The following is a 23503-nucleotide window of genomic DNA, read 5'->3' on the forward strand; positions in this document are numbered from 1 at the left end:
CAACATCCACGTGGGCGGCGGCAAGACCCGTGAGGAATTTGTCAGGTTCCGCACCGAACGCGATGCGCAATTGGCCATGCCTCGGCTGATCCTGCCCTCGCTTCAGGTGAACATGCGCGCAGGCGAGGTGCCGACGGACCGCGACGGAAACCCGATGCTGAAAGTGCCGATCAACCGGCTCTGAGCGCGCTTTCCTGCTGATTTCCGGCTTGGAATAGGCTAGGAACGGGGCGTGCCACAGCGACCCGGAGAGCCGATGGACCCCGCCTATCTGACCACCAAGGAAGTTGCCGACCTGCTCCGCGTGCGCGAGCGCAAGGTTTATGACATGGTGGCGACAGGCGAGATTCCGCATCGCAAGATTACCGGCAAGCTGCTCTTTCCCCAAGGCGAACTCACCGCATGGATCGAAGGCGAGGGCGCATTGCACCCCGCCACGCGCCCGGACCTCGTCACCGGCTCGCACGATCCGCTGCTCGACTGGGCGCTGCGTGAAAGCGGAGCTGGGCTCGCAACCCTGTGGAACGGAAGCTGTGACGGGCTGCTCGGGTTCGCTGAGGGGCGCGCGGGTCTTGCCGGGCTGCACATCCCCGACGCCGACGGCTGGAACATTGCTGCGCTTGAGGCTGCGGGCCTGCGCGACGCGGTGCTGATCGGCTGGGCGGCGCGGATGCGCGGCCTGATCCTGACGCCGTCGGTGGCGGATATGGTGCGTGGGGTCGACGATTTGCGCGGGCGGCGGGTGATTCTGCGACAGGAGGGGGCCGGGACCACGGCGCTTTTTGACCGTCTGATGCGCGAGGCCGGGCTTGCCCCCGGTGATATCCTCACGCCGACAAGCCCCGCCCATACCGAAAGCGACGCGGCGGCGGCGGTGGCAGCGGGCGAGGCGGAGGCGACGCTCGGCATCGAATCAATGGCGCGGCAGTTCCGCCTTACCTTTCGCCCGCTGTTGCAGGAACGGTTCGATGTGCTGATTGACCGGCGGCTGTATTTTACCGATCCCGTGCAGCGTCTTGTCGCCTTCATGCGATCCGACACGATGGTGGCCAAGGCCGCGGCACTTGGTGGCTATGACCTGTCCCCGATGGGGCAGGTGCACTGGCTGTCGCCGTGAGGTCAGGGAAGGCCCTTGCAAGGGCCTTCCCACGCGCTTTGCAAAGCGCGTGAAAGCGGCGTGGACGCCGCTTTGGAAGCCGTTTGCAAACGGCTTTCGCGCCAAACTGGATGTAGTCAGCCCCCGGCGTTCGGGAAGAACAGCTGCTGGCCATCCACGGTATAGCCCGCGATGGCGGCCTGCCCCTCATCCGAGAGCACCCAGTCGATGAATGCTTGTCCGGCCTCGGCCTTGACGCTGGTGTGTCTCTCCGGGTTCACGAGGATGATACCATACTGGTTGAACATCTTCGGGTCGCCCTCGACCGCGATCTGGTAGTCGCCTTTGTTGCCATAGGCGATCCATGTGGCGCGGTCGGTCATGATATAGGCCCCCATCGCCGTGCCGGTGTTGAGCGTGGCACCCATGCCCGACCCGGTCTCGCGATACCAGCCACCAGAGGCCGCCTGCGCGTCGATGCCGGCCTCGGTCCACAGGCGCAACTCGGCCTTGTTGGTGCCGCTGTCATCGCCGCGCGAGGCGAAGGGTGCCTCGGCCTCGCTGATCCTGGTCAGGGCTGCGACCACGTCACTCATCCCCGCCACGCCTGCGGGGTCGGAGGGTGGGCCGACGATGACGAAATCGTTATACATCACATCCGCGCGGCTGACGCCGTGGCCCTCGGCCACGAATTTCTCTTCGGCGGGTTTGGCATGGACGAAGAGCACGTCGCCATCGCCATTGGCGGCATTCTTGATGGCCTGCCCGGTGCCCACGGCCACGACCCGCACCTCGATGCCGGTCTCGTTCTGGAACATTGGCAGGATGTGGTCGAACAGGCCGGAATTCTGCGTCGAGGTGGTGGATTGCACCACGATGAACTCGTCGTGCGCCTGTGCTGCACCGGAGAGGCCAAGCGCGAGTGCGGTGCCCATGGCGAGCGAAAGAAGATGACGTCTGAACATTGAATGCTCCGTTCTGGTTTGGGGTTAATGGTGGGTAGCGGTGTAGAGCCGCCCCTGCGTCCAGGCGCGTGCGGCCTCGGAGCACGGCGCGCCCAGAACCTCGTCACGCGGGCCGCGCTCCGCGACCCGTCCGGCATGGAGAAAGATCACCTCGTCCCCCATGCGCCGGGCCTGGCCCATGTCATGGGTGACCATCACGATGGTCACGCCGCGCGCATGGGCGGCGTTCACCAGATCCTCGATCATCTGGGTCGAGGCCGGATCAAGGCTACTGGTGGGCTCGTCGAGAAACAGCAGCTCAGGGTCACACACCAGCGCGCGCGCCACCGCGAGGCGCTGTTGCTCTCCGCCCGACAGGACGCGGGCAGGATGAGTTGCGAGATCGGTGAGCCGCGCCATCTCCAGGGCCTCGTTCGCGCGGTCTGCACGGTCGCGACCAGCCAGGCCGTGGACCTTGAGCGCGAAATTCAGATTGGCCAGCACCGAGCGGCGCAGCATGACCGGGCGCTGAAACACCATCGCCTGCGCGCGACGCGCGGCGCGGTCGGGGGCATGACCGCGCCACTGAACCTGCCCTGCGGAGGGTGTCAGCAACCCATGTAGCAGCCGCAAGAGCAGGCTCTTGCCGCTGCCGTTTGCCCCCATCACGAGGATGCGCTTGCCCGGCTCTACGGCTACATCAATGCCGTGAATGAGGGTCTGGCCGCCCGCCGCAAAGCGCAAGCCCCGCGCCTCAAGCAGCGGTTTCGCCTCTACGGGGCGTTCTGCGAGGATATCCATCACCGTATCACGCATAGGCCGCCCGCACCGCCGAGGCCCGGAGCGCCATGACGAGCGCATTGACGATTACCGCCAGTGCCAGAAGCAGCACACCCAATGCCAGTGCCAGTTCGAGATTGCCCTTGGAGGTCTCCAAAGCGATGGTTGTGGTCATCACCCGTGTCACGTGGTTGATATTGCCGCCCACGATCAGTACCGCCCCCACCTCTGCCACCGCGCGGCCGAAACCCGCCAGCGCCACGGTCAGCAGGCTATAGCGTGCGTCCCACAACAGCGCAGACACGCGTTCACGCGCCGTCAGGCCGAACGAGGCGAATTGCTCGGCATATTCGCCATGCAGGTCCTCGACCACCTGTTTCGTCAGCGCCGCCACGATGGGGGTGACGAGGATGGTTTGCGCGATAATCATGGCCGTGGGGGTGTAGAGCAGACCGAGCACGCCCAAAGGCCCGGCATTAGACAGCATCAGGTAGACGAAGAGCCCCACCACCACCGGCGGCAGCCCCATCAGCGCATTGAGCAGCACCGTCGCCGCGCCACGCCCAGGAAAGCGGAACGCACCTATCACAGCACCGAGCGGCAGGCCTATCAGGCAGGCGACCGCCACCGCCGTCAGGGTCACGCGCAGCGACAAGAGCACGATTTCGCTCAGGTCCCGGTCCCATGTCAGGATCAGGCCGAGCGCCTCTGTCATGATGTCGCCAAAGCTGAACACGTGCGATTTCTCCCCTTGTCGGGAAAAAAAACACAAAAACACATATCAATCCAGAGCCAATTTGCCCGGATACTCAGATGGGCCGCAATCGCCAGAGGCACAGGGGTTGAAAAAGTTCGGGGCCTTTTGGGCCTTCGGTCGCATGGCGGGCAAAGAGATCGGCGAGCCGCTCGCGCTGCGCCTCGGCCACCGCGCGGCGGGCGGGGTCGACGCGCGCGAGCATGTCGATGAACGCCTCGGTATCGGCCACCGGCGTGGGTCGAGACCACGTGATCGGGGCCGGCCCGGTCGCCGCGCCAGAGGCCATCACTGCGTCGATCGCGGCCATGGCGGCGCGGCGGTTCTCCGTTTCATCCTCGACCGGGCGCATCACCTCGAAGAACGGCCCCTCGGCCAATGGTTCCAGCACGATCACCTCACCGCCGGGGCGCAAAACCCTCAGCGCCTCGTGCAACGCCTGCTCCATCAGGGGCACCGGCACGTGATGCAGGGAATTGAGAAATACGCAGACATCGAAGCTGTCCGGATCAAACGGAAGCGCCTCGGCCCCGGCAACCGAGAACTGTGCCTCGGGCACCTTCGCTTGCGCCGCCGCGATGGCGTCGGGGGCCGGGTCGATGCCTGTTACGGCAAGGCCCTCGCGGACCATTCGCCGCGCGAGAGCGCCGTGGCCGCAGCCGATATCGAGCACATCGCGCGCGCCCGTCTCTTTCAGGATCGACGCGATCCTTGCGCCGGTATTCATGTCAGTCCTCTCCGAATTCATCGCGCAGCGCGCGCGTATGCTCCCCCAGACCGGGCACCGGGCCGGGCGTGGCTGGGGTGTTGTCGATCAGCGCGCCGGGGGCCAGCATCCGCACCGGGCCGCTTGGCGTCTCGGCGGTGACATAGCGGTTCTGCGGGTGGCTTACCACGTCCTCCATCTCGCTGACCCTGCCATAGGCGATGCGCGCGGCGCGCAGGCGGTCGGCCATCGCGTCGCGGGGCACGGCGGCAAAGGCCGGGCGCAGCACCGCGTCGAGGGCATCGCGATGTGCCACGCGGTTCGAATTGCTGTCAAAGCGCGGATCGCGGGCAAGTGCGGCATCCCCGAGGATCGTCTCGCAGAACATGGCCCATTCCCGCTCGTTCTGGATCGAGATCAGCACGGATTTGCCGTCGCTGCCCTCATAGACACCGTAGGGCGCGATGGTGGGGTGGTTGAGCCCCGCGCGCGGCGGCACCTTGCCGCCATAGGCATATTGCAGATAGGGCACGTTCATCCAGTCGCTGAGCGCGTGAAAGAGCGACACCGCGATATGCCGCCCCTCGCCGGTGGTGGCGCGCCCGATCAGCGCCTCGAGGATGGATTGATAGGCCGTCATTCCCGCCGCGATATCGCAGACCGACACGCCGGTGCGCGCCGGGCCCGCCGCGTTGCCGGTGATCGAGGACAGCCCGGTTTCGGCCTGCACCAGCAGGTCATAGGCCTTGAGATCGGCGAGCGGCCCTTCCTCGCCATAGCCCGAGATCGATACGGTGATCAGGCGCGGATAGTCGGCGCGCAGCCGGTCGGGGGCGAATCCCAGCCGGTCGATGGCCCCCGGCGCGAGGTTCTGGATGAAGATATCGGCGCGGGCCAGCATCCGCTCCATCAGCGCTCGGTCGGCTTCGTCACGCAGGTCGAGGCAGACCGATTCCTTGCCCCGGTTGAGCCAGACGAAATAGGCGCTCTCGCCCTGCACAAGGCTATCATAGCCGCGTGCGAAATCGCCCTCGGGGCGTTCCACCTTGATGACCCGCGCCCCCGCCTCGGCCAGACGGTTCGCGGCATAGGGGGCGGCGACCGCCTGTTCGAGCGAGACGACGAGAAGACCGGAAAGGTCGGTGCGCATGGGGGCCTCCTGGGTGGATCGGGTTCGGCGCACCATGCCCCAGGGCGGGGGAATGGAAAACCCCGATGTGAATATTCCATTGAGCGCTAAAACCTGCCAATCAGGGGCAGCAAGAGAAGGAGGGGCTGGAATGACGTCTTTTGATCCAACGGCCGAGTTTGCCGATATTCGCGATGGCGTGGCGCAGGTCTGCGCCGCGTTTCCGGGCGGCTACTGGCGCGATCTGGATGCGCGCCGCGCTTATCCCAAGGAGTTTGTCGATGCGCTTATCCGCGAGGGCTATCTTGCGGCGATGATCCCCGAGGAATACGGCGGATCGGGGCTGAACCTGACGGCGGCCTCGGTGATCCTGGAGGAAATCCACCGCTCTGGCTGTAACGCCGCCGCCTGTCACGCGCAGATGTATACGATGGGCACGCTGCTGCGGCACGGGTCCGAGGCGCAAAAGGCCGTCTATCTGCCGGGCATCGCCGACGGCACGCTGCGCCTGCAGGCCTTTGGCGTGACCGAACCCACGAGCGGTACCGATACGCTCGCGCTCAAGACCACGGCGCGGCGCGAGGGTGACGAATATGTGATAAACGGCCAGAAGATCTGGACCTCGCGGGTCGAGCATTCCGACCTGATGATCCTGCTGGCGCGCACCACGCCGCGCGACCAGGCCAAGTCGAAAACCGACGGGCTGTCGGTCTTCCTCGTCGATTTGCGGGACAAGATCGGCAACGGGGTGGAAATCCGCCCGATCCGCACGATGATCAACCACGCCACCACCGAGGTGTTCTTTGACAACCTGCGCATCCCCGCCGACAGCCTGATCGGCGAGGAGGGCAAGGGCTTTCGCTATATCCTCTCGGGTATGAATTCCGAGCGTATCCTGATTGCCGCCGAATGCATCGGGGATGCCAAGTGGTTCCTGAAAACCGGGTCGGATTACGCCCGCGAACGCGCGGTGTTCGGCGAGGCCATCGGCGCCAATCAGGGCGTGCAGTTTCCGCTGGCACGGGCGCAGGCGCATCTGATGGCGGCGGAAGGAATCGTCTACCGCGCGGCGGCGATGTATGATGCGGGGCAAAACCCGGGCGTCGAGGCCAATGCCGCCAAGCTGCTCGCCTCCGAGGCTAGCTGGGAGGCGGGCGAGGCCTGCATGCAGACCCATGGCGGCTTTGCCTTTGCCGAGGAATATGACGTGGAGCGCAAATGGCGCGAGGCGCGGCTCTACCAGATCGCGCCGATCTCGACCAACCTGATCCTGTGCTATATTGCGGAACAGGTGCTGGGGTTGCCGAAATCCTACGGGCCGGGACGGGGGGCGTGAGATGAGCGATTACAGCGACTGGATCGGATGGGGATATGCGCGCTCGGAGCCGATGTCTGAGCGGCTGATCACGCAATACCGCGCCACGTTGGCAGGGTATCTCGCCGAGGCAGAGGTGCCGGTGGGGCTGCACTGGTGTCTTGTGCCGGATGTCGTGGCCCCGGACAAGCTGGGCTGCGATTGCCACCCCAAGACCGGGCTCTTCCTGCCCGCGCTGCCGCTGCCGCGCCGGATGTGGGCGGGCGGAGAACTGACCTTTCACGTCCCCTTCGCACCCGGTGACCTGGTGACCCGCGAGACGGTGATCGAGGATGTGGCCTTCAAGGAGGGGCGCAGCGGCAAGCTGGGCTTTGTCACGCAGCGCCATACCTATAAGGTATCGGGTGAGGCGCGTGTCTCAGAGCGGCAGGACATCGTCTATCGCGAAGATCCCAAGCCGGGACAATCCCACGCGCCGGTGCGTGCCGAGGACTGGCCGGACGCGACGGCGTGGCACCTCACGCCCGACACGGCGCTGCTTTTTCGTTTCTCGGCGCTCACCTTCAACGGCCACCGCATCCATTACGATCACCCCTATGCCACGGGGGTCGAGGGGTATGAGGGCCTTGTCGTGCATGGCCCGATGCAGGCGGTCTGGATGATGAACCTTGCCACGCACCTGATGGGGTGCCTGCCGAAACGGTTCGCCTATCGCGGCCTGTCACCGCTCATCTGCGGTATGCCGGTCGCAATCGAGGCACGCGAGAGCGACGAGGGGCTGAGCCTGCGGGTGCGCCGTGAGACCGATGGCGTTGCAACGATGACCGCCACCGCCTATCGCTGAGGCGGGGGCGTGAAGCCGTTTGCAAACGGCTTCCAAAGCGGCTTGCAAGCCGCTTTCACGCGCTTTGAAAAGCGCGTTCAAGGCCTTTGCAAAGGCCTTGTCCAGCCCGCGCTGAAGCGGCACCCAGTGAGCGCGATCACTGCCGCGACCGGCCCCGAGGGGGGATGAGGCGAGAGGAATGCGCAATCCATCAGGTCCGGAAATCCCGGATTTTCCGCATGTTGGGTTCAACTTTACGCGCCACAATGGCAATTTGTTGACAAATTACAAGTGACGGGTCAGGCTCTGTTCAGAACCGGGACAGCACCCGGCATCAATTTGTAACAAAACCCAGGGAGACGACCATGAAATATTTCACCACGCTGGCCCTGTCGGGGGCCTTTGCCATGAGCGCCCTTGCCGCGCAGGCACAGACCACTTGGGACATGCCGACACCTTATGGCGATTCGGTCTTTCATACGCAAAACATCATGCAATTCGCCGATGAGGTCGCGAGCGCGACAGAGGGTGAGTTGTCCATCACCGTGCATTCGGCGGGCTCGCTCTACGCTCACCCGGAAATTCGCGACTCGGTGCGCCGGGGGCTGGCGCCGATCGGCGAGACCCTGATGTCGCAGCTGGCCAACGAGGATGCGGTCTTCGGCGTCGATTCGGTGCCGTTTCTGGCGGCAAGCTATAAAGATGCCTCGAAACTGTGGGCCGCCTCGCGTAACCAGATCGCGGCGAAGCTGGCCGATCAGGGGCTGACCCTTCTCTTTGCCGTGCCGTGGCCGGGGCAGAGCCTCTACCTGCAAAAGGAAATCGACTCGATCTCGGACATGCAGGGCGTCAGCTTTCGCGCCTACAACACCGCGACCGAGCGTCTGGCGCAGCTGATGGGTGCCGTGCCCACGACAGTCGAGGCGGGCGATATCCCCACCGCCTTTTCCACCTCGCGGGTCGAGGCGATGATCACCTCGCCCTCGACCGGCGTGTCGTCGCAGGCCTGGGATTTCGTGAGTCATTATATCGACACGCAGGCCTGGCTGCCCAAGAACATGGTCTTCGTCAACACCCGCGCCTTCGAGGCGCTGAGCGCCGATCAGCAGCAGGCGCTGATAGAGGCCTCGGCCGAGGCGGAGCTGCGCGGCTGGGAAATGTCGATGGCCGAGACCGAGGAAAAGATCGCCGCCCTCAGGGAAAACGGCATGCAGGTCTCGCAGCCCTCCGAGACACTGGCCCGCGAATTGCGTGAGATCGGCGAGACCATGACCAAGGAATGGCAGGCACAGGCCGGTGACGCAGGGGCCGTAATTCTGTCGGCCTATAGCGCGCGCTGATCCTGACTGGCGCGGGGTGAAACGCCCCGCGTCCTTCCTGCGACAGAAAGGGGCCGCGTATGATCCGCAGGCTGCTCGACCGTTTATACGATGCGGGCTTTGTTCTGGCCGCATTGGCGCTGGTGGCGATTGCCGTGCTGGTGCTGGTGCAGGTGACGGGCCGCGTCATCGACAAGGCGATGCTGGCCATCGGACAGGAGCCCGTGGGTATCGCCATCACCTCGCTCTCGGAATTTGGCGGGTTTCTCTTTGTAGGCGCGGTTTTCATGGCACTTGCAGGCACGCTGCGCGCCGCGGGCCATGTGCGGGTGACGATGCTAACGCAATCCGTGTCATCCGATCTGCGCCGCGCCTTGGCTGGGCTGGTCCTGTTGGTGGCGCTCGGGCTTGGGGCGTTCGCGCTCTACAGCACTGGGGTGCAGGCTTGGGATTCCTGGACGTTCAACGCGGTTTCCTTCGGGATGGCGAAATTCCCGCTCTGGATTCCGCAGGGGGTGATGGTTCTGGGCCTCGTGATCTTCTGGATCGCTGTGCTGGATGAGACTTTTGTGGTGCTGCGCGGGGGTGATCCGGCGTTTCTGCGCGCAGAGGCCGAGAAGCAGGGCAAGACCGATGGGCATTGAACTTCTGTCGCTGACCCTCGTCGCGATCCTCTTCGGTTGCCTGGCGCTCGGCCTCTGGGTGGGGTTTTCGCTGATTGCCGTCGCACTCGCCGCGATGATGCTGGCCTCGACCGCGCCCGCCGAACTGGTGTTCGGCACCAAGGTCTGGGGCGCGCTCAACATCTGGGATCTGACGGCGCTGCCGATGTTCATCTGGATGGGCGAGATCCTGTTTCGCTCGCGACTGTCATCGGACATGTTTTCGGGGCTCGCGCCGCTGACGGGGCGGCTGCCGGGGCGGCTCTTGCATGCCAATATCTTTGGCTGCGCGCTTTTCGCTGCCGTGTCGGGATCGTCGGCGGCCACCACCGCCACGGTGGGGCGCATGTCGGTGCCCGAACTGACGCGGCGCGGCTATGACGACCGGATGATCATCGGCACGCTGGCAGGCTCTGGCACGTTCGGCTTTCTCATCCCGCCGTCGATCATCCTGATCGTCTATGGTGCTGCGACGGAGCAGAGCATCGCGCGGCTGTTCCTTGCGGGCATCGGCCCGGGGCTGCTGCTGGCGTCGCTTTTCTCGGGTTACACGATGCTCTGGGCGCTGACCCATCGCGATAAGATGCCTGCGGCAGAGCCCGCCACCTCGCTCGGGGTCAAGCTGCGCGCGGTGATCCTCCTGGGACCGACGGTCCTTCTGATCATCGCCGTCATCGGCTCGATCTATGCCGGGCTCGCCTCGCCGACCGAGGCGGCGGTGGTCGGCGTGCTGGGCGCGCTGATCCTGTCCGGCATGAGTGGCTCGCTCAACTGGGAGAGCACGTGGGGTGCCCTGCGGGGTGCCACGATCACCACTTGCATGATCTCTTTCATCCTTGCGGGCGCGGCGTTCCTGACCGTCGCCATGGGCTATACCGGCATCCCCCGCGCGCTGGCGGCGTGGATCGGCGAGCAGGGCTTTTCGGCCAACATGCTCCTGGCCGCACTGGTGGTGTTCTTCATCGTGCTGGGCATGTTTCTTGACGGGATTTCCATTGTCGTGCTCACGACATCCGTGATCCTGCCGATGGTGTTGGCGGCGGGGATCGACCCCATTTGGTTCGGCATCTTCCTCGTGCTGGTGGTCGAGATGAGCCAGATCACCCCGCCGGTGGGCTTTAATCTCTTTGTGCTGCAATCCATTACCGGGCGCAGTATTTTCGAGATCGCGCGCCATGCCTTTCCGTTCTTCCTACTGTTGGTGCTGGCCACTGCCATCCTGACCCTTTTCCCGGAGATTGCGCTATGGATCCCTCAGACGATGCTGGCGCGCTAGGGCCGGTCGTGTCCTCGGCGCATCTGGCGAATTCCGGTTTGCCGGAACTGTCGGAAATGGAGTTTGCCCTGACGATGGCGAACAACGCCTTTCAACGCTGGATCGTACGCTGCATGACCGCCTCGGGCATGCCGGGGCTGACCCCGCTGGAGGTGCTGATCGTGCATCTGGTGCATCACCGCAAGAGGCCCAAGAGCCTGGCCGATATCTGCCTCGTGCTGAATGTCGAGGACACGCATCTGGTGAATTACGCGGTCAAGAAGCTGGCCGGTCACGGGCTGATCATCACCGGGCGCTCGGGCAAGGAAAAGACCGTGCAGATCACCGCAGCCGGGCAGGACTATTGCACCCAATACGAACGCGTACGAGAGCGTCTGCTGGTGCGCTCGGTGCGGCAGTTAGGGCTGGACACGGCGGAACTGTCGCGGCTCGCGGGCCTCTTGCGCACGCTCTCGGGAAGCTATGATCAGGCGGCGCGGGGCGCAGCGGCGCTGTGATACCGGCTTTTCACGCGCTGGCGCGGCATGGGCGTCTCGTTCTGGTGCTTGGGCTGCTGGTGGGCATTCTCGCCCCCGGCCTTGCCCGCGCGATGGAGCCGCTGATCTTTCCGCTGATCGCGCTGATGCTGTTCCTTGCCACTCTGCGGGTGGATGTGGTCGCGGCCTTTCCCGGCACGCATGCCTTGCCCCGGTTCCTGCGCGCCACGCTGATCCTGCAGGTCATCTTGCCGCTTTGCGCGATTGCCGGGCTCTGGGTGCTTGGCGCGATGGAGTCGATCATCGGGGTCGGGGCGGTGCTGGTGCTGGCCGCAGCCCCGCTTACGGGTAGTCCGGGCCTGACGATCATGGCGGGCGGCGATCCGGCCCCGGCCTTGCGCCAACTGGTGCTGGGCACGGCGCTCCTGCCGCTGACGGTGCTGCCGGTCTTCTGGGTTCTGCCTGTCTTTGGCGCGCCCGAGGTGGTGGCGATGGCCGCGCTGCGGCTACTGGCGGTGATCGCGCTGGCGGGGGGCGCGGGGATGCTGATGCGCCGTACGGTGCCGTGGCTGAGCAGGGCCGAAGGGCAGGGGACGGTCGATGGCTTGATCACCCTGGTTATGGCGGTGGTGGTGGTGGGACTGATGGCGGCGGTGGGGCCTGCGATCCTCGCGCCCTCGCGCGAGTTGTGGCTGACCCTCGCCGCCGTCTTCACGCTCAATTTCGGGGCGCAGATCGGCGCGCTGCTCTTGTTGCGCGGCAGCCCCGGCACCCCCGCACTTGCCATTGTGGTGGGCAATCGCAACCTTGGGCTCTTTCTCGGTGCGCTGCCACCCGAGACCGGCGCGGCGCTGCTGCTGTTCATCGGTTGCTATCAGGTGCCCATGTATCTGACGCCGTTGATCATCGCCCCGCTCATCCGCCGCCTCGCGGGGTAGACCGCGCGCGGCCATGCGGATTGACGCTGCCCGCGAACCTGCTACGACACGCCCTATGCTGAGCATTTTTTTCCAGACCCTTCCCTTCTTTCTGATCATCGGTCTGGGCTACGGGGCCGGGCGCAGCGGGTTCTTTCCCGAAGAGGCCACGGCCTGGCTCACGAAATTCGTGTTTTACTTCGCGCTCTCGGCGATGCTGTTCCGGTTTTCGGCCAATCTGACGCTGTCGGACGTGCTCGACTGGAATTTCGTGCTGGCCTATCTGGCGGCGACCGCGCTGATCTATGGGGTGGCGACTGTCGTCGCGATGCTGCGCGGCGTCAGCCTGTCGGAAACCGCGATCGAGGCGCAATGCGCGGTGATCGGCAACGTCGGGTTCCTCGGGGTGCCGATGCTGGCGATGCTGATGGGCGAAGCGGCGATTGGTTGGGTGATGGTGGTGCTGGCGGTCGATCTGATTGTCTTCGGCTCGCTGGTGGTGATCCTGATCACCGGCTCGCGCGACGGGCGGATGAGCCTGCGGATCTTTCGCACCGTGGGGCTGGGCCTGCTAAAGAACCCGATGATCGTCTCGATTGTGTTGGGGCTTGCGTGGTCGGCGCTGAGCCTGCCGATCCCGGATCCGATCAACGCTTTCGTGCGTATTCTGGGCGATGCTGCCACTCCCGGCGCGCTTTTTGCCATCGGGGCCTCGCTCGCCTCGAAATCGGCGGAACGCGCCAGCGTGGCGGGGTGGCTGTCGTTTTGCAAGCTGGTGCTGCACCCCGGCGCGGTGGCCATCTCTGCGCTGATCCTCTTCGAGGTGCAGCTCTATGCGGCGGCGGTGATGATCGCGGCGGCCAGCCTGCCGGTCGCGGGCAATGTCTTCATGATCGCGCAACATTACGGCGTGGCCCCCAAACGGGTGTCATCTGCCATCCTTATATCGACGGTCGCGGCCATCGTCACGGTGTCGCTTGTGATCGGCTGGGTCGCCCGGCTTTACTGAACAGTTACCAAGAGGAAAGAGGAGAACGACATGGAAACGGTTTCGCAGAACGCATGTTTCGGCGGCACGCAGGGGGTCTATACGCATAAATCCGACGCCTGCGGCTGTGACATGACCTTTGGCCTCTTCCTACCCGAGGACGCGCAGGAGGGCCCGGTTCCGGTGCTGTGGTATCTCTCGGGCCTGACCTGCACCCATGAGAACGCCATGGTCAAGGCAGGCGCGCAGGGCTGGGCGGCGGAACAGGGTATCGCACTTGTGTTCCCCGACACCTCGCCGCGCGGCGACGATGTGGCCAATGATGACGCCTATGACCTGGGCCAGGGGGCCGGTTTCTACGTGAACGCCACGCAAGAGCCCTGGACCCCGCATTTCCGCATGTGGGATTACCTGGCAGACGAACTGCCCGCGCTTCTGGGCCGCGAATTCGCCCTCGACATGGACCGGCAGGCGATCACCGGCCATTCCATGGGTGGGCATGGCGCGCTGACGCTTGCGATGTCGCTGCCGGGGCGGTTCCGTTCGGTCTCGGCCTTTTCGCCGATCTGCAACCCGACTGGCGGTGATTGGGGCCGCAAGCAGTTCGCGGCCTATCTTGGCGGTGACGAGGCCACATGGGCCGCCCATGACGCCAGCCTGCTGATGGGGGAGCGCGGCTTTGACGGGCCGGTTCTGGTGGATACCGGCACCTCGGATCAGTTCCTTGACCTCTTGCGCCCCGAGACGCTGGCGCAGGCCATGGCCGCGCGGCGGCAGGAAGGCACGTTCCGCATGCAAAAGGGCTACGATCACAGCTATTTCTTCATCTCGACCTTCATGGAGGATCACGTCACCTTCCATGCCGAGGCGCTTTATGCGGAGTAAGCCATGAGCCATTACGACCTGATCATCATCGGCTCTGGTCCCGCCGGTCGCGCGGCGGCCATTCAGGCCGGCAAGCTCAAGCGGCGGGTGCTGGTGATCGACAAGAAGGACAAGCTGGGCGGCGTGTCGGTGCATACCGGCACGATCCCCTCCAAGACCCTGCGCGAGACGGTGCTCAACCTCTCGGGCTGGCGCGAGCGCAGCTTTTATGGCCGCTCTTACCGGGTGAAGGACGACATCGGGGCGCAGGATCTCAAGATGCGCCTGCACAAGACGCTCGATTACGAGGTCGACGTGCTGGAACATCAGTTCAACCGAAACCATGTTGATACGCTCAACGGTGTGGCGCGCTTCACCGATGCCAATACCGTCGAGGTCGCGACCGAGGCGGGCGAGGCCACACGCCTTACCGCCGACCGGTTCCTGATCTCGACCGGCACCAAGACCTACCGCCCCGATACCGTGCCCTTCAACGGCAGTACCATTGTCGACAGCGACGAGTTTCTCGAACTCGGGCAGATTCCGCGCAGCCTAATCGTGGTCGGCGCGGGCGTGATCGGCGTGGAATATGCCACGATGTTCTCGGCACTCGACGTGCAGGTCACGCTGATCGAGCCGCGCGAAACCTTTCTCGACTTCATCGACCGCGCGATCATCCGGGATTTCACCCATCAGATCCTTGAGAACGGCGTCGACCTCCGGCTCGGCTCGGCCATCGACACGATCGAGGATGCGGGCAAACATGTGGAGGTGAGCCTTGCCGATGGCCGCCACGTGCGCGCCGAGATGCTGCTGTTCGCCGCCGGGCGGATGGGGGCGACGGAGAAGCTCAACCTCGTTGCCGCCGGGCTGGAAACCGACCATCGCGGGCGGCTTGAGGTGGATCGCAAGACCTATCAGACGACCGTGCCGCATATCTATGCGGCGGGGGACGTGATCGGGCATCCGTCGCTTGCCTCGACCTCGATGCAGCAGGGCCGCGTCGCCGCCTGCCACGCGCTCGACACGCCGACATTGCCCGAGAGCCCGTGGTTCCCCTACGGCATCTATTCGGTGCCTGAGATTTCCACCTGCGGCATGTCCGAAGAGGAAATGCAGGAGCGCGGTATCCACTACGAGGTCGGCGTCGCGCGGTTCCGCGAAACCAGTCGCGGGCATATCATGGGGTTGGAACACGGGCTGCTGAAGATGCTCTTTTCGCTCAAGACGCGTCGGGTGCTCGGTGTGCAGATCGTCGGCGAAGGAGCGACGGAACTGATCCATATCGCGCAGGCGGTGCTCAACCTCAAGGGCACGGTGGATTACTTCGTGCAGAACACCTTCAACTACCCGACGCTGGCCGAGGCCTACAAGATCGCCGGGCTGGACGCGTTCAACCGGATGCCGATTCCCGAGGAATACAAGGTCAAGCAGGGTGGCAAGAAGGCCAAGAGCGCGTGAGCCTCTATGTCGACGCCGATGCCTGCCCCGTCAAGGACGAGGTCGAGCGCGTGGGCACCCGGCACGGGCTGCGGATGTTCATCGTCTCCAATGGCGGGTTGCGCCCGTCGCGCAATCCGCTGGTGGAAATGGTGATCGTGCCCGATGGTCCCGACGTGGCCGACATGTGGATCGCTGAACGCGCGGGGCCGGGTGACGTAGTGATCACGGGGGATATTCCGCTGGCTGCAAGATGCGTCGAGGCCGGAGCGCAGGTGCTCAAGCACAATGGCGAGGCGCTGACGGCGGCCAATATCGGGAATGTGCTGGCCACGCGCGATCTCATGGCCGATCTGCGCGCCGCCGACCCGTTCCGCCAAGGTGGCGGCAAGGGGTTCACCAAGGCCGACCGCTCGCGCTTTCTGGAGGCATTGGAGCGCACAGTGCGCCGCGCGAAGGAGGCCGACGGCTGAGACGGCTGTGATGCTTGTGTTGTCTAGGCTTGGGAGTGGACCTGCGCCGTCATGCCACTGCCGGGCTTCAAGGCCGAAGCCCGCCGCGCCGTCTGGATGACGGGGAGGGGGACCGCGCCTCTTGTCCGGGGGCAGACAGGCAAGCGATCGGCCCGTTGCGCGGCTCACGGCAACGACCGCTTCAGACCAGCCCTCACCCCAGCAATTGCACAACCATCCGGCTCTCGGCCCTCTCGAGCGCCTCGATCACGTCGAAATGGTGCCGCCCTCTGGTAATCTCCTGCCCGGCACCCCAGGCCTCGGCCAGCCATCGCGCCTGATCCAGAAATACCGGCCGTTCCTCAGCCCCGACCCAGATCGTGACCGGCACTGGCAGGGGGCGCATCAGCGCCGGGCTTTCGGCCTCCGCCGCCGTCATATCCAGGCGGAAATGCTCGTTCATCGAGGTTTGCAAAAGTGGCCGTAAATCTGAGACCGGCGAGATCGGTAAGACGTGGCTGAGTCTTGCGGCTACCTCGGCCGGCAAGACCCCCGGCACCGCCATGCGCGCCACCAGATGCCCGCCCGCCGAATGACCCACGAGCGCGATCCGCCCCTCCACCCGGCCCGCCACCACCGTGACGGCCTGTGAAATCTGCCGGGTGATCTCTGCGATCCGCACCTCGGGGCAAAGGTCATAGGACGGCATCGCCACTGCCCAGCCTCGCGCTAATGACCCGGAGGCGAGGTGCGACCAGTAGGACCGGTCGAAGCGCAACCAGTAGCCGCCATGCACAAAGATCACGAGGCCCTGCGCCGTGCCCTTGGGGTGGAACAGGTCAAATGCCTGCCGTGCGCCCTTGCCATAGGGCAGGCCGAGTTCCGCGCGTCCCTCCGCGCTCAGCCGTGCGCGAAACGCCTCTGCGGCGACCGTCCAGCGCGCCGGGTATTGCGCCCCGCCCGGAATATAGGGGACATTGGCATAGGCATCGTCCAGTTCCACGGCGTGATCTCCTTATATCTGGCCCTAGACATTCCTAGCCCAAGCTGGTCTGACATGACGAGACCAAAAGACACGCCCGGAGGATACCGCGATGACCACGACCGACCTGAAATCCCTGCTCAACGATCCCAGCCTGCTGGCGGAAAAGGCCTATATCGGCGGGCAATGGGTGGATGGCGACAATGGCACCTTTAAGGTCACCAACCCGGCGCGAGGTGATGTCATCGCCAATGTCGCCGATCTGAGCCGGGCGCAGGTGGCCCGTGCCATCGCCGAGGCCGAGGCTGCACAAAAGGATTGGGCCAAGTGGACCGGCAAGGAACGCGCCGCCGTGCTGCGCAAGTTCTTCGACCTGATGATGGAGAACCAGCACGATCTGGGCGTGATCCTGACCGCCGAACAGGGCAAACCGCTGGCTGAGGCCAAGGGCGAGGTGGCCTATGGCGCGTCCTTCATCGAGTTCTTCGGCGAAGAGGCAAAACGCATCTATGGTGAGATGATCCCCGGCCATCAGCGCGACAAGCGAATCATGGTTGTCAAGCAGCCGATCGGCGTCGCGGCCTCGATCACGCCGTGGAACTTTCCCAATGCGATGATCGCCCGCAAGGCCGCGCCCGCATTGGCCGCAGGCTGTGCCTTTGTCGGGCGCCCGGCGGCGGAAACGCCGCTCTCGGCCACGGTGATGGGCGTGCTGGCGGAACGCGCAGGGATCCCGGCGGGCGTGTTCAACATCGTCACCTCGTCGCGGTCGTCCGAGATCGGCAAGGAATTCTGCGAGAATCCGGCCGTACGCAAGCTGACCTTCACCGGCTCCACCGAGGTGGGCCGCATCCTGCTGCGCCAGGCCGCCGACAGCGTGATGAAATGCTCGATGGAACTGGGCGGTAACGCGCCCTTCATCGTCTTTGACGATGCCGATCTTGATGCCGCCGTCGAGGGCGCGATCCTGTGCAAGTTCCGCAACAACGGCCAGACCTGTGTCTGCGCCAACCGCATCTACGTGCAATCGGGTGTCTATGACGCCTTCGCGGCCAAGCTCAAGGCGGCGGTCGAAAAGCTGAAAGTCGGGGACGGTCTGGCCGATGGCACATCGCTCGGGCCGCTGATCAACGCCGATGCGCTGGTCAAGGTGCGCGAGCATGTGGCCGACGCGACCGCCAAGGGCGGCACGGTGATCCTTGGCGGGGCGGAAGAGACTGAGGGGCTGTTCCTGCCGCCCACCATCATCACCGGCGCGACCCGCGACATGGATTTCGCCACCGAGGAAACCTTCGGCCCCCTCGCGCCGCTCTTCAGGTTCGAGGACGAGGACGAGGTGATTGACCTCGCCAATGACACGATCTTCGGTCTTGCCTCTTATTTCTATGCCAAGGATCTCAGCCGCGTCTACAAGGTGGCCGAGGCGCTCGAATACGGGATTGTCGGTGTCAATACCGGCATCATCTCGACCGAGGTCGCGCCCTTCGGCGGGGTCAAGCAATCGGGCCTCGGGCGCGAAGGCAGCCATCACGGGATCGAGGATTACCTCGAAATGAAATATGTCTGCCTGAGTGTCTGATTGGCTCGACCAGCGGGCAGGCATTGTCTAGGGTAGGGAAAACCCGACCGCGAGAGGGAAGGCGGCCCATGTTCCGCGTCATGTCTCTGATCTGCATTCCGCCGCTTCTGTCGGTCCTGCCGGCCAAGGCGCAAGAGGACGATGTGCGCTGGATTACCGGCACGCTCGGATACGTTCAGCGCATCGCCCTGCCGCCCAAGGCGCGTGCCACCGTGGTGGCCGAGGGCCGCTTTGGCGCGATGCTGGGTGAGACGACGCTCAATCCCGACGGCAAACAGGTGCCGCTGCCTTTTGAGATGGCGGTGCCGCCGGGCCTGGCGGGCGAGGTGAGTGCAGTGATCCGCGTGCATGGCGAACCCCGATGGGTGCTCCGCGGTCTGGCATTCGAGACTGGACGTGAGCCAGTCGATCTAGGGGAACTGACCCTGGAGCCGGTCACGCCGATTGCCTTCGCCACTGAGCTTGTTTGCGGGGATGTGTCGGTCATGGTGGGCATATTGGGCGAGGAGATGGTACTGCGTGCCGAGGGCCGCGACATCCCGCTCGTGCAGGTTGAGGCGGCCTCGGGCGCGCGCTATGAAGGCGTCAAGGACCGAGAGACGACCGTGTGGAACAAGGGCGACGCGACCACGATCCGGCTTGAGGGACGGGATCTGCCGGAGTGTCGCGAGGTGCTCCCGGCGGGCGAGATGCCTTACCGCGCGCGCGGCAACGAGCCGGGCTGGTATGTGGATCTCGGACCGAAAACCGCAGAGATCGTCGGCGATTACGGTGAGATCACGCGCGAAGCCCCGCGCCCGGTGGTGCAGGTGGTCCCCGGTGCCTATGATTTCGACATGCCTGACGCAGGCGCGCATCTGCGGATCGAAGAGCGACTCTGCCATGATGACATGAGCGGCATGCCCTATCCCGACACGGCAATCTTAACCCTTGACGGCCGCGATCTGCGTGGCTGCGGGGGGGACCCTTCTGATTTGCTGATCGACGGCGTTTGGCAGGTCACGGCCTTGGGTGATGCGGAGTTGATCGAACCCGAGCGCCTGTCACTCAATTTCCTCAATCCGGGCCGTGTCGCGGGCAGCAGCGGGTGTAACCGCTTGATCGGGGGGTTCACGCTCACCGGTGAGGGTCTGCAATTCGGGGCCATGGGCAGCACGATGATGGCCTGCCATGAGCCACTGATGGAACAGGAGCGCCGGATGCTCGACGCGCTCGAACAGGTGACCCGGTTCGATGTCACCGCGGACGGCGCGCTGCTGTTGATCGGGGGCGAGGGCGGCGGCGTCCTGCTAGAGGCGCGCCAGCCCTGAAACGGCAAGACGCCCGGCCGAGGGAGATGCGACCGGGCGCTCGGTGGTTGCGCGGGGGGTCCCGCCTCAGTTCACCTTTTCGGCGTCCAAAACATCCTTGGCAACGGACTGATCGCCATTGGCAATCGAAATGCGGCGGGGTTTCAGCGCCTCGGGCATTTCGCGTTCCAGGTCTATATGCAGCATGCCATCGGCATGCGACGCGCCGGTCACCCGGACATGATCGGCCAGTTGGAACCGACGCTCGAACGCGCGGGTGGCGATGCCGCGATGCAGATAGGTGCGGTCGCTGTCATCCTCGGCCTTGGCCGCCGAGACGACGAGCGCGCCATCCTTCACCTCGACGCTGAGATCATCGGCCCCAAAGCCCGCGACGGCGATCGAGATGCGATAGGCATCGTCGGCGGTTTTCTCGATATTGTAGGGCGGATAGGTGGGCTGCGTCACGTCGCTGGCCATCACCCGATCCAGCAGGTCGGCGATCTGGTCGAACCCGACCGTCGCCCGGTAGAGCGGTGCAAGATCAAAGTTGCGCATGGGTCATCCTCCTTTGAGCGATACCTGACTTGTCGGCCTTCCCGCAGGGACAGGCCTGTAAACCCCCGGCCCTTTGTGTGGCACCGGGTTGGAATCTATTTGGGAAGCGGTCCCGCCCCTGTCAAGAGCGGTGCATGCGCCGCTCAGGGCTTGGCGAAGCGCGCGCCCGAGGCGCGTTTGCCCGTGCCCACCTGCACCCGCGTGAAACCGGGATTGACGCTCGCCTGGCCGGCGGTGGCGGTGCGCAGATCTCGCTTGAGCGTGGGGATCAGCGCGGGCAGGTCCATGCCATAGGCACGCTTTTCGGTGCTTTTCCACTGTCCGCCACTGACCAGCGACAGGATGCGTGCGCGGCTGCCATGCCGGGCAAAGACCGGTGCGCCCGACGAGCCGAAGATCACGTCGCAGTCAAACGCCATGATCCCCTCGGCGCGCCACAGCATGTTGCATTCGCGCTGCCAGGACGGGGCCTTGTCGCGGTCGCGCCCGTAAGAGACGACGCTCACGCGTTCACCGTCGCGCGGGCGCTCATGCACGACAAAGGGCGCGGCAAGCGCGCTGCTGATCGGGGTGGCAAGGCGCAGCAGGGCTGCATCGTTGCGGATATTCTGCGCCTGCATGCCGTCACGCGGATCATAGCCCGGCGCGGTCACATAGCCGGTCACGCCGGATTCGGCGATCACTTCGCCATCGCGCAGTCCGGCGCGAAAGCGGATCTTTGCGGCCTCGACCGGCTGTTTTGCGCGATCAAAGACGCAATGCGCCGCTGTCAGCACCTGATCGGGCGCGATCAGCACCCCGGTGCAGAACCCAGAGCGCCCGATATCCACACGCCCCACGGCCTCCCAACCGAACAGGTCGTCGCGGTCGGTCAGCCGGGTCAGCCCACTCGATTGCGCCATTGCCCCGCCCGAGGCCAGGCACAAGGCGGCGACAACCCCGAGGATGCGGCGCGCCCGGGTCATGGCCTGGCGAATTTCGCGCCGGTGTCGCGGCGTTCGCCAAGGGTGAAGGTCTTGGGGGCGGCGTCCTGGAACACCCCTTGCCCGGCATCGAGTGCCGCGCGCAGGGTTTGCAGCGGGGCCAACAGTTGCGTGCCGAGCGACACCTTGCTCCCGTCCACCTCGGCCATCGCCGACACCACCGAGACAATGCGCGGCTGCCCGCCTTCGAAGGAAAAGACCGGTGCGCCGCTCGATCCGAAATCAACATCGCATGACATGATGAGCACGCCCTGCTGGCGCGCCTTGACCTTGCATACATTCTGGAGCGACGGGGCCTCGGCGCGTCCCTTGGCATAGCTCACGACGCCGATCTCTTGCCCCTTGCGCGGGCGCTCATCGGTTTCGAACGGGGTGACGCGGGTGTTCTTGATCGGGTGGTGCAATTCCAGTAGCGCAAGGTCGTTACGCACCCGGTTTGCTGTCACCTCGGCGTCGAAATCATAATCGGGATGGATCACGGCGCGGCGGACCGTGCGATAGGCTGCCGCGCGTCCATTGCGCCAACCCGCCATGAATTCGATCCGCGCCGGATCGATCCGCGCGCCGGTAGCCTTCTCATAGAGGCAATGCGCTGCGGTCAGCACCAGATCGGGTGCCACTAGTGCCCCGGTGCAGAATCCGCGCCCCGCAAGTTCGAGTCGGCCCACGGCCTCCCACTGACGGGCCTCGTCGCCCACATCCAGCCGCTCCAGACGGCTGTCCTCGGCAGCGCCGCTTCCGGCCAGCATGACGAGAAGGGTGACAAGACAAGAACGCAGCATCGGACCTCCGGCACATCTGAGATGCCTGTCAGATAGCGCGCGTTTTGGGCCAGATTATGGCCGGATCAGCGCAGAATCGGAACCTCCGACTTTCCCGAGGTGGCGCGCTCCATCGCCGGTGGTTTCGGCCCGCCAGTGGCCCAGTCGAGCAATTCGACTGTATGCACAACGGGCGTGCCCGTGCCCGAGCCGATCTGCATCATGCAGCCGATATTTCCGGCGGCGATCACGTCCGGTTTTTTGGCCTCCAGCGTGCGGATCTTGCGATCTTTCAACTTCTTCGAAATCTCCGGCTGCATCAGGTTGTAAGTGCCCGCAGAGCCGCAGCACAGGTGGGCATCCGTCGGCTCCACCACGCTGAACCCGGCACGCTTGAGCAGGTCCTTGGGATAGGTCTTGATCTGCTGACCGTGCTGCAGCGAACAGGCGGCGTGATAGGCGATCACCATCTGCTTGTCGGCACCTTCGGGCAGGTCGAGCTGAATCAGCAACTCGCTCACATCCATGGCGATATCGCTGACCCGCGTCGCATCCTGCGCAAGCGTCTCCAGCCGGAACATATGCCCGTAATCCTTGACCGTGGTGCCGCAGCCGCTCGTGTTGATGACAATCGCATCCAGCCCCGCACCATCCATTTCACGCGCCCATGCGCGGATGTTCTTCGCCGCCGTGGCGTGGCTTTCTGTAGTCTTGCCCATGTGATGCGTGAGCGCGCCGCAACAGCCCGCCCCTTCGGCCACCACCACCTCGCAGCCCAGCCGGGTCAGCAGCCGGATCGTCGCGTCATTGATATCGGTGTTGAGCGCGCGCTGCGCACAGCCGGTCATCAGCGCCACACGTTTCTTTCGCGCTCCTTGTGCCGGAAAGGTCTGTGGATTGTCATTGCGGCTGACGGGCGGCACCTGCCTGGGTGCCATCTCCAGCATTGCGCGCAGCCGCGCATCCGGCATCAGCCGCGCAAAGGGTCGCCCGATCTTGGCCCCCAAGAGCGCCACCCGGAACCGCATCGGATAGGGCAGGATGCGCGCCAATATCCAGCGTAGGGCGCGGTCGCCCATGGGCCGCTTGTAACGTTGCTCGATATATTCGCGCGCCTGATCCACCAGATGCATGTAATGCACCCCAGAGGGGCAGGTCGTCATGCAGGCCAGGCACGACAGGCAGCGATCAATATGCTTGACCGTCCTGGCATCGGGCACGCGGTCATTCTCCAGCATGTCCTTGATCAGGTAGATTCGGCCCCGGGGGCTATCCAGCTCATCGCCCAGCACCTGATACGTGGGGCAGGTGGCGGTGCAGAACCCGCAATGCACGCAAGAGCGCAGAATCTCGTTGGCGCGCGCGATCTTCGGGTTTTCGAGTTGTTCGGCGGTGAATTCGGTCTTCATA

At 64.8% G+C, this 23503-nt stretch carries 24 protein-coding genes and 1 pseudogene; 15 read left to right on the forward strand and 10 right to left on the reverse strand.

The features are described 5' to 3' along the window. Together BHD06_RS08400 and BHD06_RS08405 are read left to right on the forward strand one after the other, a co-directional pair. Positions 1-184 (forward strand): annotated as a pseudogene (locus BHD06_RS08400) (MBL fold metallo-hydrolase); the annotation flags it as partial. Positions 185-232: 48 nt separating this feature from the next. Beyond that, positions 233-1117: a helix-turn-helix transcriptional regulator gene (locus BHD06_RS08405; protein ID WP_254892350.1), complete on the forward strand. Its 885-nt coding sequence runs from the start codon at positions 233-235 to the stop codon at positions 1115-1117. 116 nt (positions 1118-1233) lie between these two features. Here BHD06_RS08405 and BHD06_RS08410 read toward each other — a convergent pair whose 3' ends face one another. The 5 genes from BHD06_RS08410 to BHD06_RS08430 all read right to left on the reverse strand — a co-directional run bounded on the left by BHD06_RS08410 (position 1234) and on the right by BHD06_RS08430 (position 5430). After that, complete coding sequence (locus BHD06_RS08410; protein WP_080456555.1) at positions 1234-2061, reverse strand: extracellular solute-binding protein; 828 nt, start codon at positions 2059-2061, stop codon at positions 1234-1236. A 24-nt stretch (positions 2062-2085) separates the two neighbouring features. Then, on the reverse strand, positions 2086-2841 hold the full coding sequence (locus BHD06_RS08415) for an ATP-binding cassette domain-containing protein (RefSeq protein WP_254892351.1): 756 nt from the start codon (positions 2839-2841) through the stop codon (positions 2086-2088). A gap of 7 nt (positions 2842-2848) precedes the next feature. Then, positions 2849-3556, reverse strand: coding sequence for an ABC transporter permease (locus BHD06_RS08420; protein ID WP_080456557.1), 708 nt, complete (start codon positions 3554-3556; stop codon positions 2849-2851). Between the two features lie 73 nt (positions 3557-3629). Beyond that, positions 3630-4301 (reverse strand): class I SAM-dependent methyltransferase, encoded by a 672-nt coding sequence (locus BHD06_RS08425; protein WP_254892353.1) that lies wholly within the window; start codon positions 4299-4301, stop codon positions 3630-3632. A gap of 1 nt (position 4302) precedes the next feature. Further along, complete coding sequence (locus BHD06_RS08430; RefSeq protein ID WP_080456559.1) at positions 4303-5430, reverse strand: CaiB/BaiF CoA-transferase family protein; 1128 nt, start codon at positions 5428-5430, stop codon at positions 4303-4305. 130 nt (positions 5431-5560) lie between these two features. Between BHD06_RS08430 and BHD06_RS08435 the strand changes: the two genes are divergently transcribed. From BHD06_RS08435 to BHD06_RS08485, 11 genes are all read left to right on the forward strand, one after another. Next, positions 5561-6745 carry an acyl-CoA dehydrogenase family protein gene (locus BHD06_RS08435; RefSeq protein ID WP_080456560.1) on the forward strand — a complete coding sequence of 395 codons (1185 nt, stop codon included), beginning with the start codon at positions 5561-5563 and terminating at the stop codon, positions 6743-6745. A 1-nt stretch (position 6746) separates the two neighbouring features. Continuing rightward, positions 6747-7568, forward strand: a complete 822-nt coding sequence (locus tag BHD06_RS08440) for a MaoC family dehydratase N-terminal domain-containing protein (RefSeq protein WP_080456561.1) — start codon at positions 6747-6749, stop codon at positions 7566-7568. Between the two features lie 344 nt (positions 7569-7912). Continuing rightward, a complete protein-coding gene (locus BHD06_RS08445; protein ID WP_080456562.1) occupies positions 7913-8887 on the forward strand; it encodes a TRAP transporter substrate-binding protein in 975 nt (324 codons plus the stop codon). Between the two features lie 59 nt (positions 8888-8946). Further along, positions 8947-9510 (forward strand): TRAP transporter small permease, encoded by a 564-nt coding sequence (locus BHD06_RS08450; RefSeq protein ID WP_080456563.1) that lies wholly within the window; start codon positions 8947-8949, stop codon positions 9508-9510. Continuing rightward, complete coding sequence (locus BHD06_RS08455; protein ID WP_080456564.1) at positions 9500-10804, forward strand: TRAP transporter large permease; 1305 nt, start codon at positions 9500-9502, stop codon at positions 10802-10804. Before BHD06_RS08450 ends, BHD06_RS08455 begins: the two co-directional genes overlap by 11 nt. Next, complete coding sequence (locus tag BHD06_RS08460) at positions 10774-11301, forward strand: winged helix DNA-binding protein (RefSeq protein WP_254892355.1); 528 nt, start codon at positions 10774-10776, stop codon at positions 11299-11301. The genes BHD06_RS08455 and BHD06_RS08460 overlap by 31 nt, the downstream gene beginning before the upstream one ends. After that, positions 11298-12218: a hypothetical protein gene (locus BHD06_RS08465; protein WP_080456565.1), complete on the forward strand. Its 921-nt coding sequence runs from the start codon at positions 11298-11300 to the stop codon at positions 12216-12218. Before BHD06_RS08460 ends, BHD06_RS08465 begins: the two co-directional genes overlap by 4 nt. Before the next feature lie 55 nt (positions 12219-12273). Next, positions 12274-13206: an AEC family transporter gene (locus BHD06_RS08470; RefSeq protein ID WP_080456566.1), complete on the forward strand. Its 933-nt coding sequence runs from the start codon at positions 12274-12276 to the stop codon at positions 13204-13206. 30 nt (positions 13207-13236) lie between these two features. Beyond that, positions 13237-14070, forward strand: a complete 834-nt coding sequence (gene fghA / locus BHD06_RS08475) for an S-formylglutathione hydrolase (protein ID WP_080456567.1) — start codon at positions 13237-13239, stop codon at positions 14068-14070. 3 nt (positions 14071-14073) lie between these two features. Beyond that, positions 14074-15510, forward strand: a complete 1437-nt coding sequence (gene sthA / locus BHD06_RS08480; RefSeq protein ID WP_080456568.1) for a Si-specific NAD(P)(+) transhydrogenase — start codon at positions 14074-14076, stop codon at positions 15508-15510. Beyond that, the gene (locus BHD06_RS08485) at positions 15507-15962 is read left to right on the forward strand and encodes a YaiI/YqxD family protein (protein ID WP_080456569.1); all 456 of its coding nucleotides are present in this window, start codon (positions 15507-15509) and stop codon (positions 15960-15962) included. The genes sthA and BHD06_RS08485 overlap by 4 nt, the downstream gene beginning before the upstream one ends. A gap of 193 nt (positions 15963-16155) precedes the next feature. On the opposite strand, the gene BHD06_RS08490 is transcribed toward BHD06_RS08485, so the two are convergent. Beyond that, positions 16156-16944, reverse strand: a complete 789-nt coding sequence (locus tag BHD06_RS08490; protein ID WP_080456570.1) for an alpha/beta hydrolase — start codon at positions 16942-16944, stop codon at positions 16156-16158. A 91-nt stretch (positions 16945-17035) separates the two neighbouring features. Here BHD06_RS08490 and BHD06_RS08495 point away from each other — a divergent pair, with 91 nt between their 5' ends. Further along, the gene (locus BHD06_RS08495) at positions 17036-18502 is read left to right on the forward strand and encodes an NAD-dependent succinate-semialdehyde dehydrogenase (protein WP_080456571.1); all 1467 of its coding nucleotides are present in this window, start codon (positions 17036-17038) and stop codon (positions 18500-18502) included. Between the two features lie 68 nt (positions 18503-18570). Next, positions 18571-19812, forward strand: coding sequence for an META domain-containing protein (locus tag BHD06_RS08500; protein WP_080456572.1), 1242 nt, complete (start codon positions 18571-18573; stop codon positions 19810-19812). Between the two features lie 66 nt (positions 19813-19878). Here the strand turns inward: BHD06_RS08500 and BHD06_RS08505 are convergent, their stop codons facing one another. The 4 genes from BHD06_RS08505 to glcF form a co-directional block, all read right to left on the reverse strand. Beyond that, positions 19879-20349: an Hsp20 family protein gene (locus BHD06_RS08505; protein WP_080456573.1), complete on the reverse strand. Its 471-nt coding sequence runs from the start codon at positions 20347-20349 to the stop codon at positions 19879-19881. Between the two features lie 143 nt (positions 20350-20492). Further along, positions 20493-21314 (reverse strand): serine protease, encoded by an 822-nt coding sequence (locus tag BHD06_RS08510; protein ID WP_080456574.1) that lies wholly within the window; start codon positions 21312-21314, stop codon positions 20493-20495. After that, complete coding sequence (locus BHD06_RS08515; RefSeq protein WP_080456575.1) at positions 21311-22114, reverse strand: serine protease; 804 nt, start codon at positions 22112-22114, stop codon at positions 21311-21313. The genes BHD06_RS08510 and BHD06_RS08515 overlap by 4 nt, the downstream gene beginning before the upstream one ends. A 65-nt stretch (positions 22115-22179) precedes the next feature. Continuing rightward, positions 22180-23502: a glycolate oxidase subunit GlcF gene (gene glcF / locus BHD06_RS08520; RefSeq protein WP_080456576.1), complete on the reverse strand. Its 1323-nt coding sequence runs from the start codon at positions 23500-23502 to the stop codon at positions 22180-22182. Between the last annotated feature and the right edge of the window lies 1 nt (position 23503).

The organism is Roseovarius sp. A-2 (assembly GCF_002072155.1).
Taxonomy (GTDB): domain Bacteria; phylum Pseudomonadota; class Alphaproteobacteria; order Rhodobacterales; family Rhodobacteraceae; genus Roseovarius.

Bases quoted from the DNA above. Each gene is read 5' to 3' on its own strand.
- BHD06_RS08410 (WP_080456555.1), bottom strand. From the start codon at position 2,061: ATGTTCAGACGTCATCTTCTTTCGCTCGCCATGGGCACCGCACTCGCG.
- BHD06_RS08415 (WP_254892351.1), bottom strand. From the start codon at position 2,841: ATGGATATCCTCGCAGAACGCCCCGTAGAGGCGAAACCGCTGCTTGAG.
- BHD06_RS08425 (WP_254892353.1), bottom strand. From the start codon at position 4,301: ATGAATACCGGCGCAAGGATCGCGTCGATCCTGAAAGAGACGGGCGCG.
- BHD06_RS08430 (WP_080456559.1), bottom strand. From the start codon at position 5,430: ATGCGCACCGACCTTTCCGGTCTTCTCGTCGTCTCGCTCGAACAGGCG.
- BHD06_RS08435 (WP_080456560.1), top strand. From the start codon at position 5,561: ATGACGTCTTTTGATCCAACGGCCGAGTTTGCCGATATTCGCGATGGC.
- BHD06_RS08440 (WP_080456561.1), top strand. From the start codon at position 6,747: ATGAGCGATTACAGCGACTGGATCGGATGGGGATATGCGCGCTCGGAG.
- BHD06_RS08445 (WP_080456562.1), top strand. From the start codon at position 7,913: ATGAAATATTTCACCACGCTGGCCCTGTCGGGGGCCTTTGCCATGAGC.
- BHD06_RS08450 (WP_080456563.1), top strand. From the start codon at position 8,947: ATGATCCGCAGGCTGCTCGACCGTTTATACGATGCGGGCTTTGTTCTG.
- BHD06_RS08455 (WP_080456564.1), top strand. From the start codon at position 9,500: ATGGGCATTGAACTTCTGTCGCTGACCCTCGTCGCGATCCTCTTCGGT.
- BHD06_RS08460 (WP_254892355.1), top strand. From the start codon at position 10,774: ATGGATCCCTCAGACGATGCTGGCGCGCTAGGGCCGGTCGTGTCCTCG.
- BHD06_RS08470 (WP_080456566.1), top strand. From the start codon at position 12,274: ATGCTGAGCATTTTTTTCCAGACCCTTCCCTTCTTTCTGATCATCGGT.
- fghA (WP_080456567.1), top strand. From the start codon at position 13,237: ATGGAAACGGTTTCGCAGAACGCATGTTTCGGCGGCACGCAGGGGGTC.
- sthA (WP_080456568.1), top strand. From the start codon at position 14,074: ATGAGCCATTACGACCTGATCATCATCGGCTCTGGTCCCGCCGGTCGC.
- BHD06_RS08495 (WP_080456571.1), top strand. From the start codon at position 17,036: ATGACCACGACCGACCTGAAATCCCTGCTCAACGATCCCAGCCTGCTG.
- BHD06_RS08500 (WP_080456572.1), top strand. From the start codon at position 18,571: ATGTTCCGCGTCATGTCTCTGATCTGCATTCCGCCGCTTCTGTCGGTC.
- BHD06_RS08505 (WP_080456573.1), bottom strand. From the start codon at position 20,349: ATGCGCAACTTTGATCTTGCACCGCTCTACCGGGCGACGGTCGGGTTC.
- BHD06_RS08510 (WP_080456574.1), bottom strand. From the start codon at position 21,314: ATGACCCGGGCGCGCCGCATCCTCGGGGTTGTCGCCGCCTTGTGCCTG.
- BHD06_RS08515 (WP_080456575.1), bottom strand. From the start codon at position 22,114: ATGCTGCGTTCTTGTCTTGTCACCCTTCTCGTCATGCTGGCCGGAAGC.
- glcF (WP_080456576.1), bottom strand. From the start codon at position 23,502: ATGAAGACCGAATTCACCGCCGAACAACTCGAAAACCCGAAGATCGCG.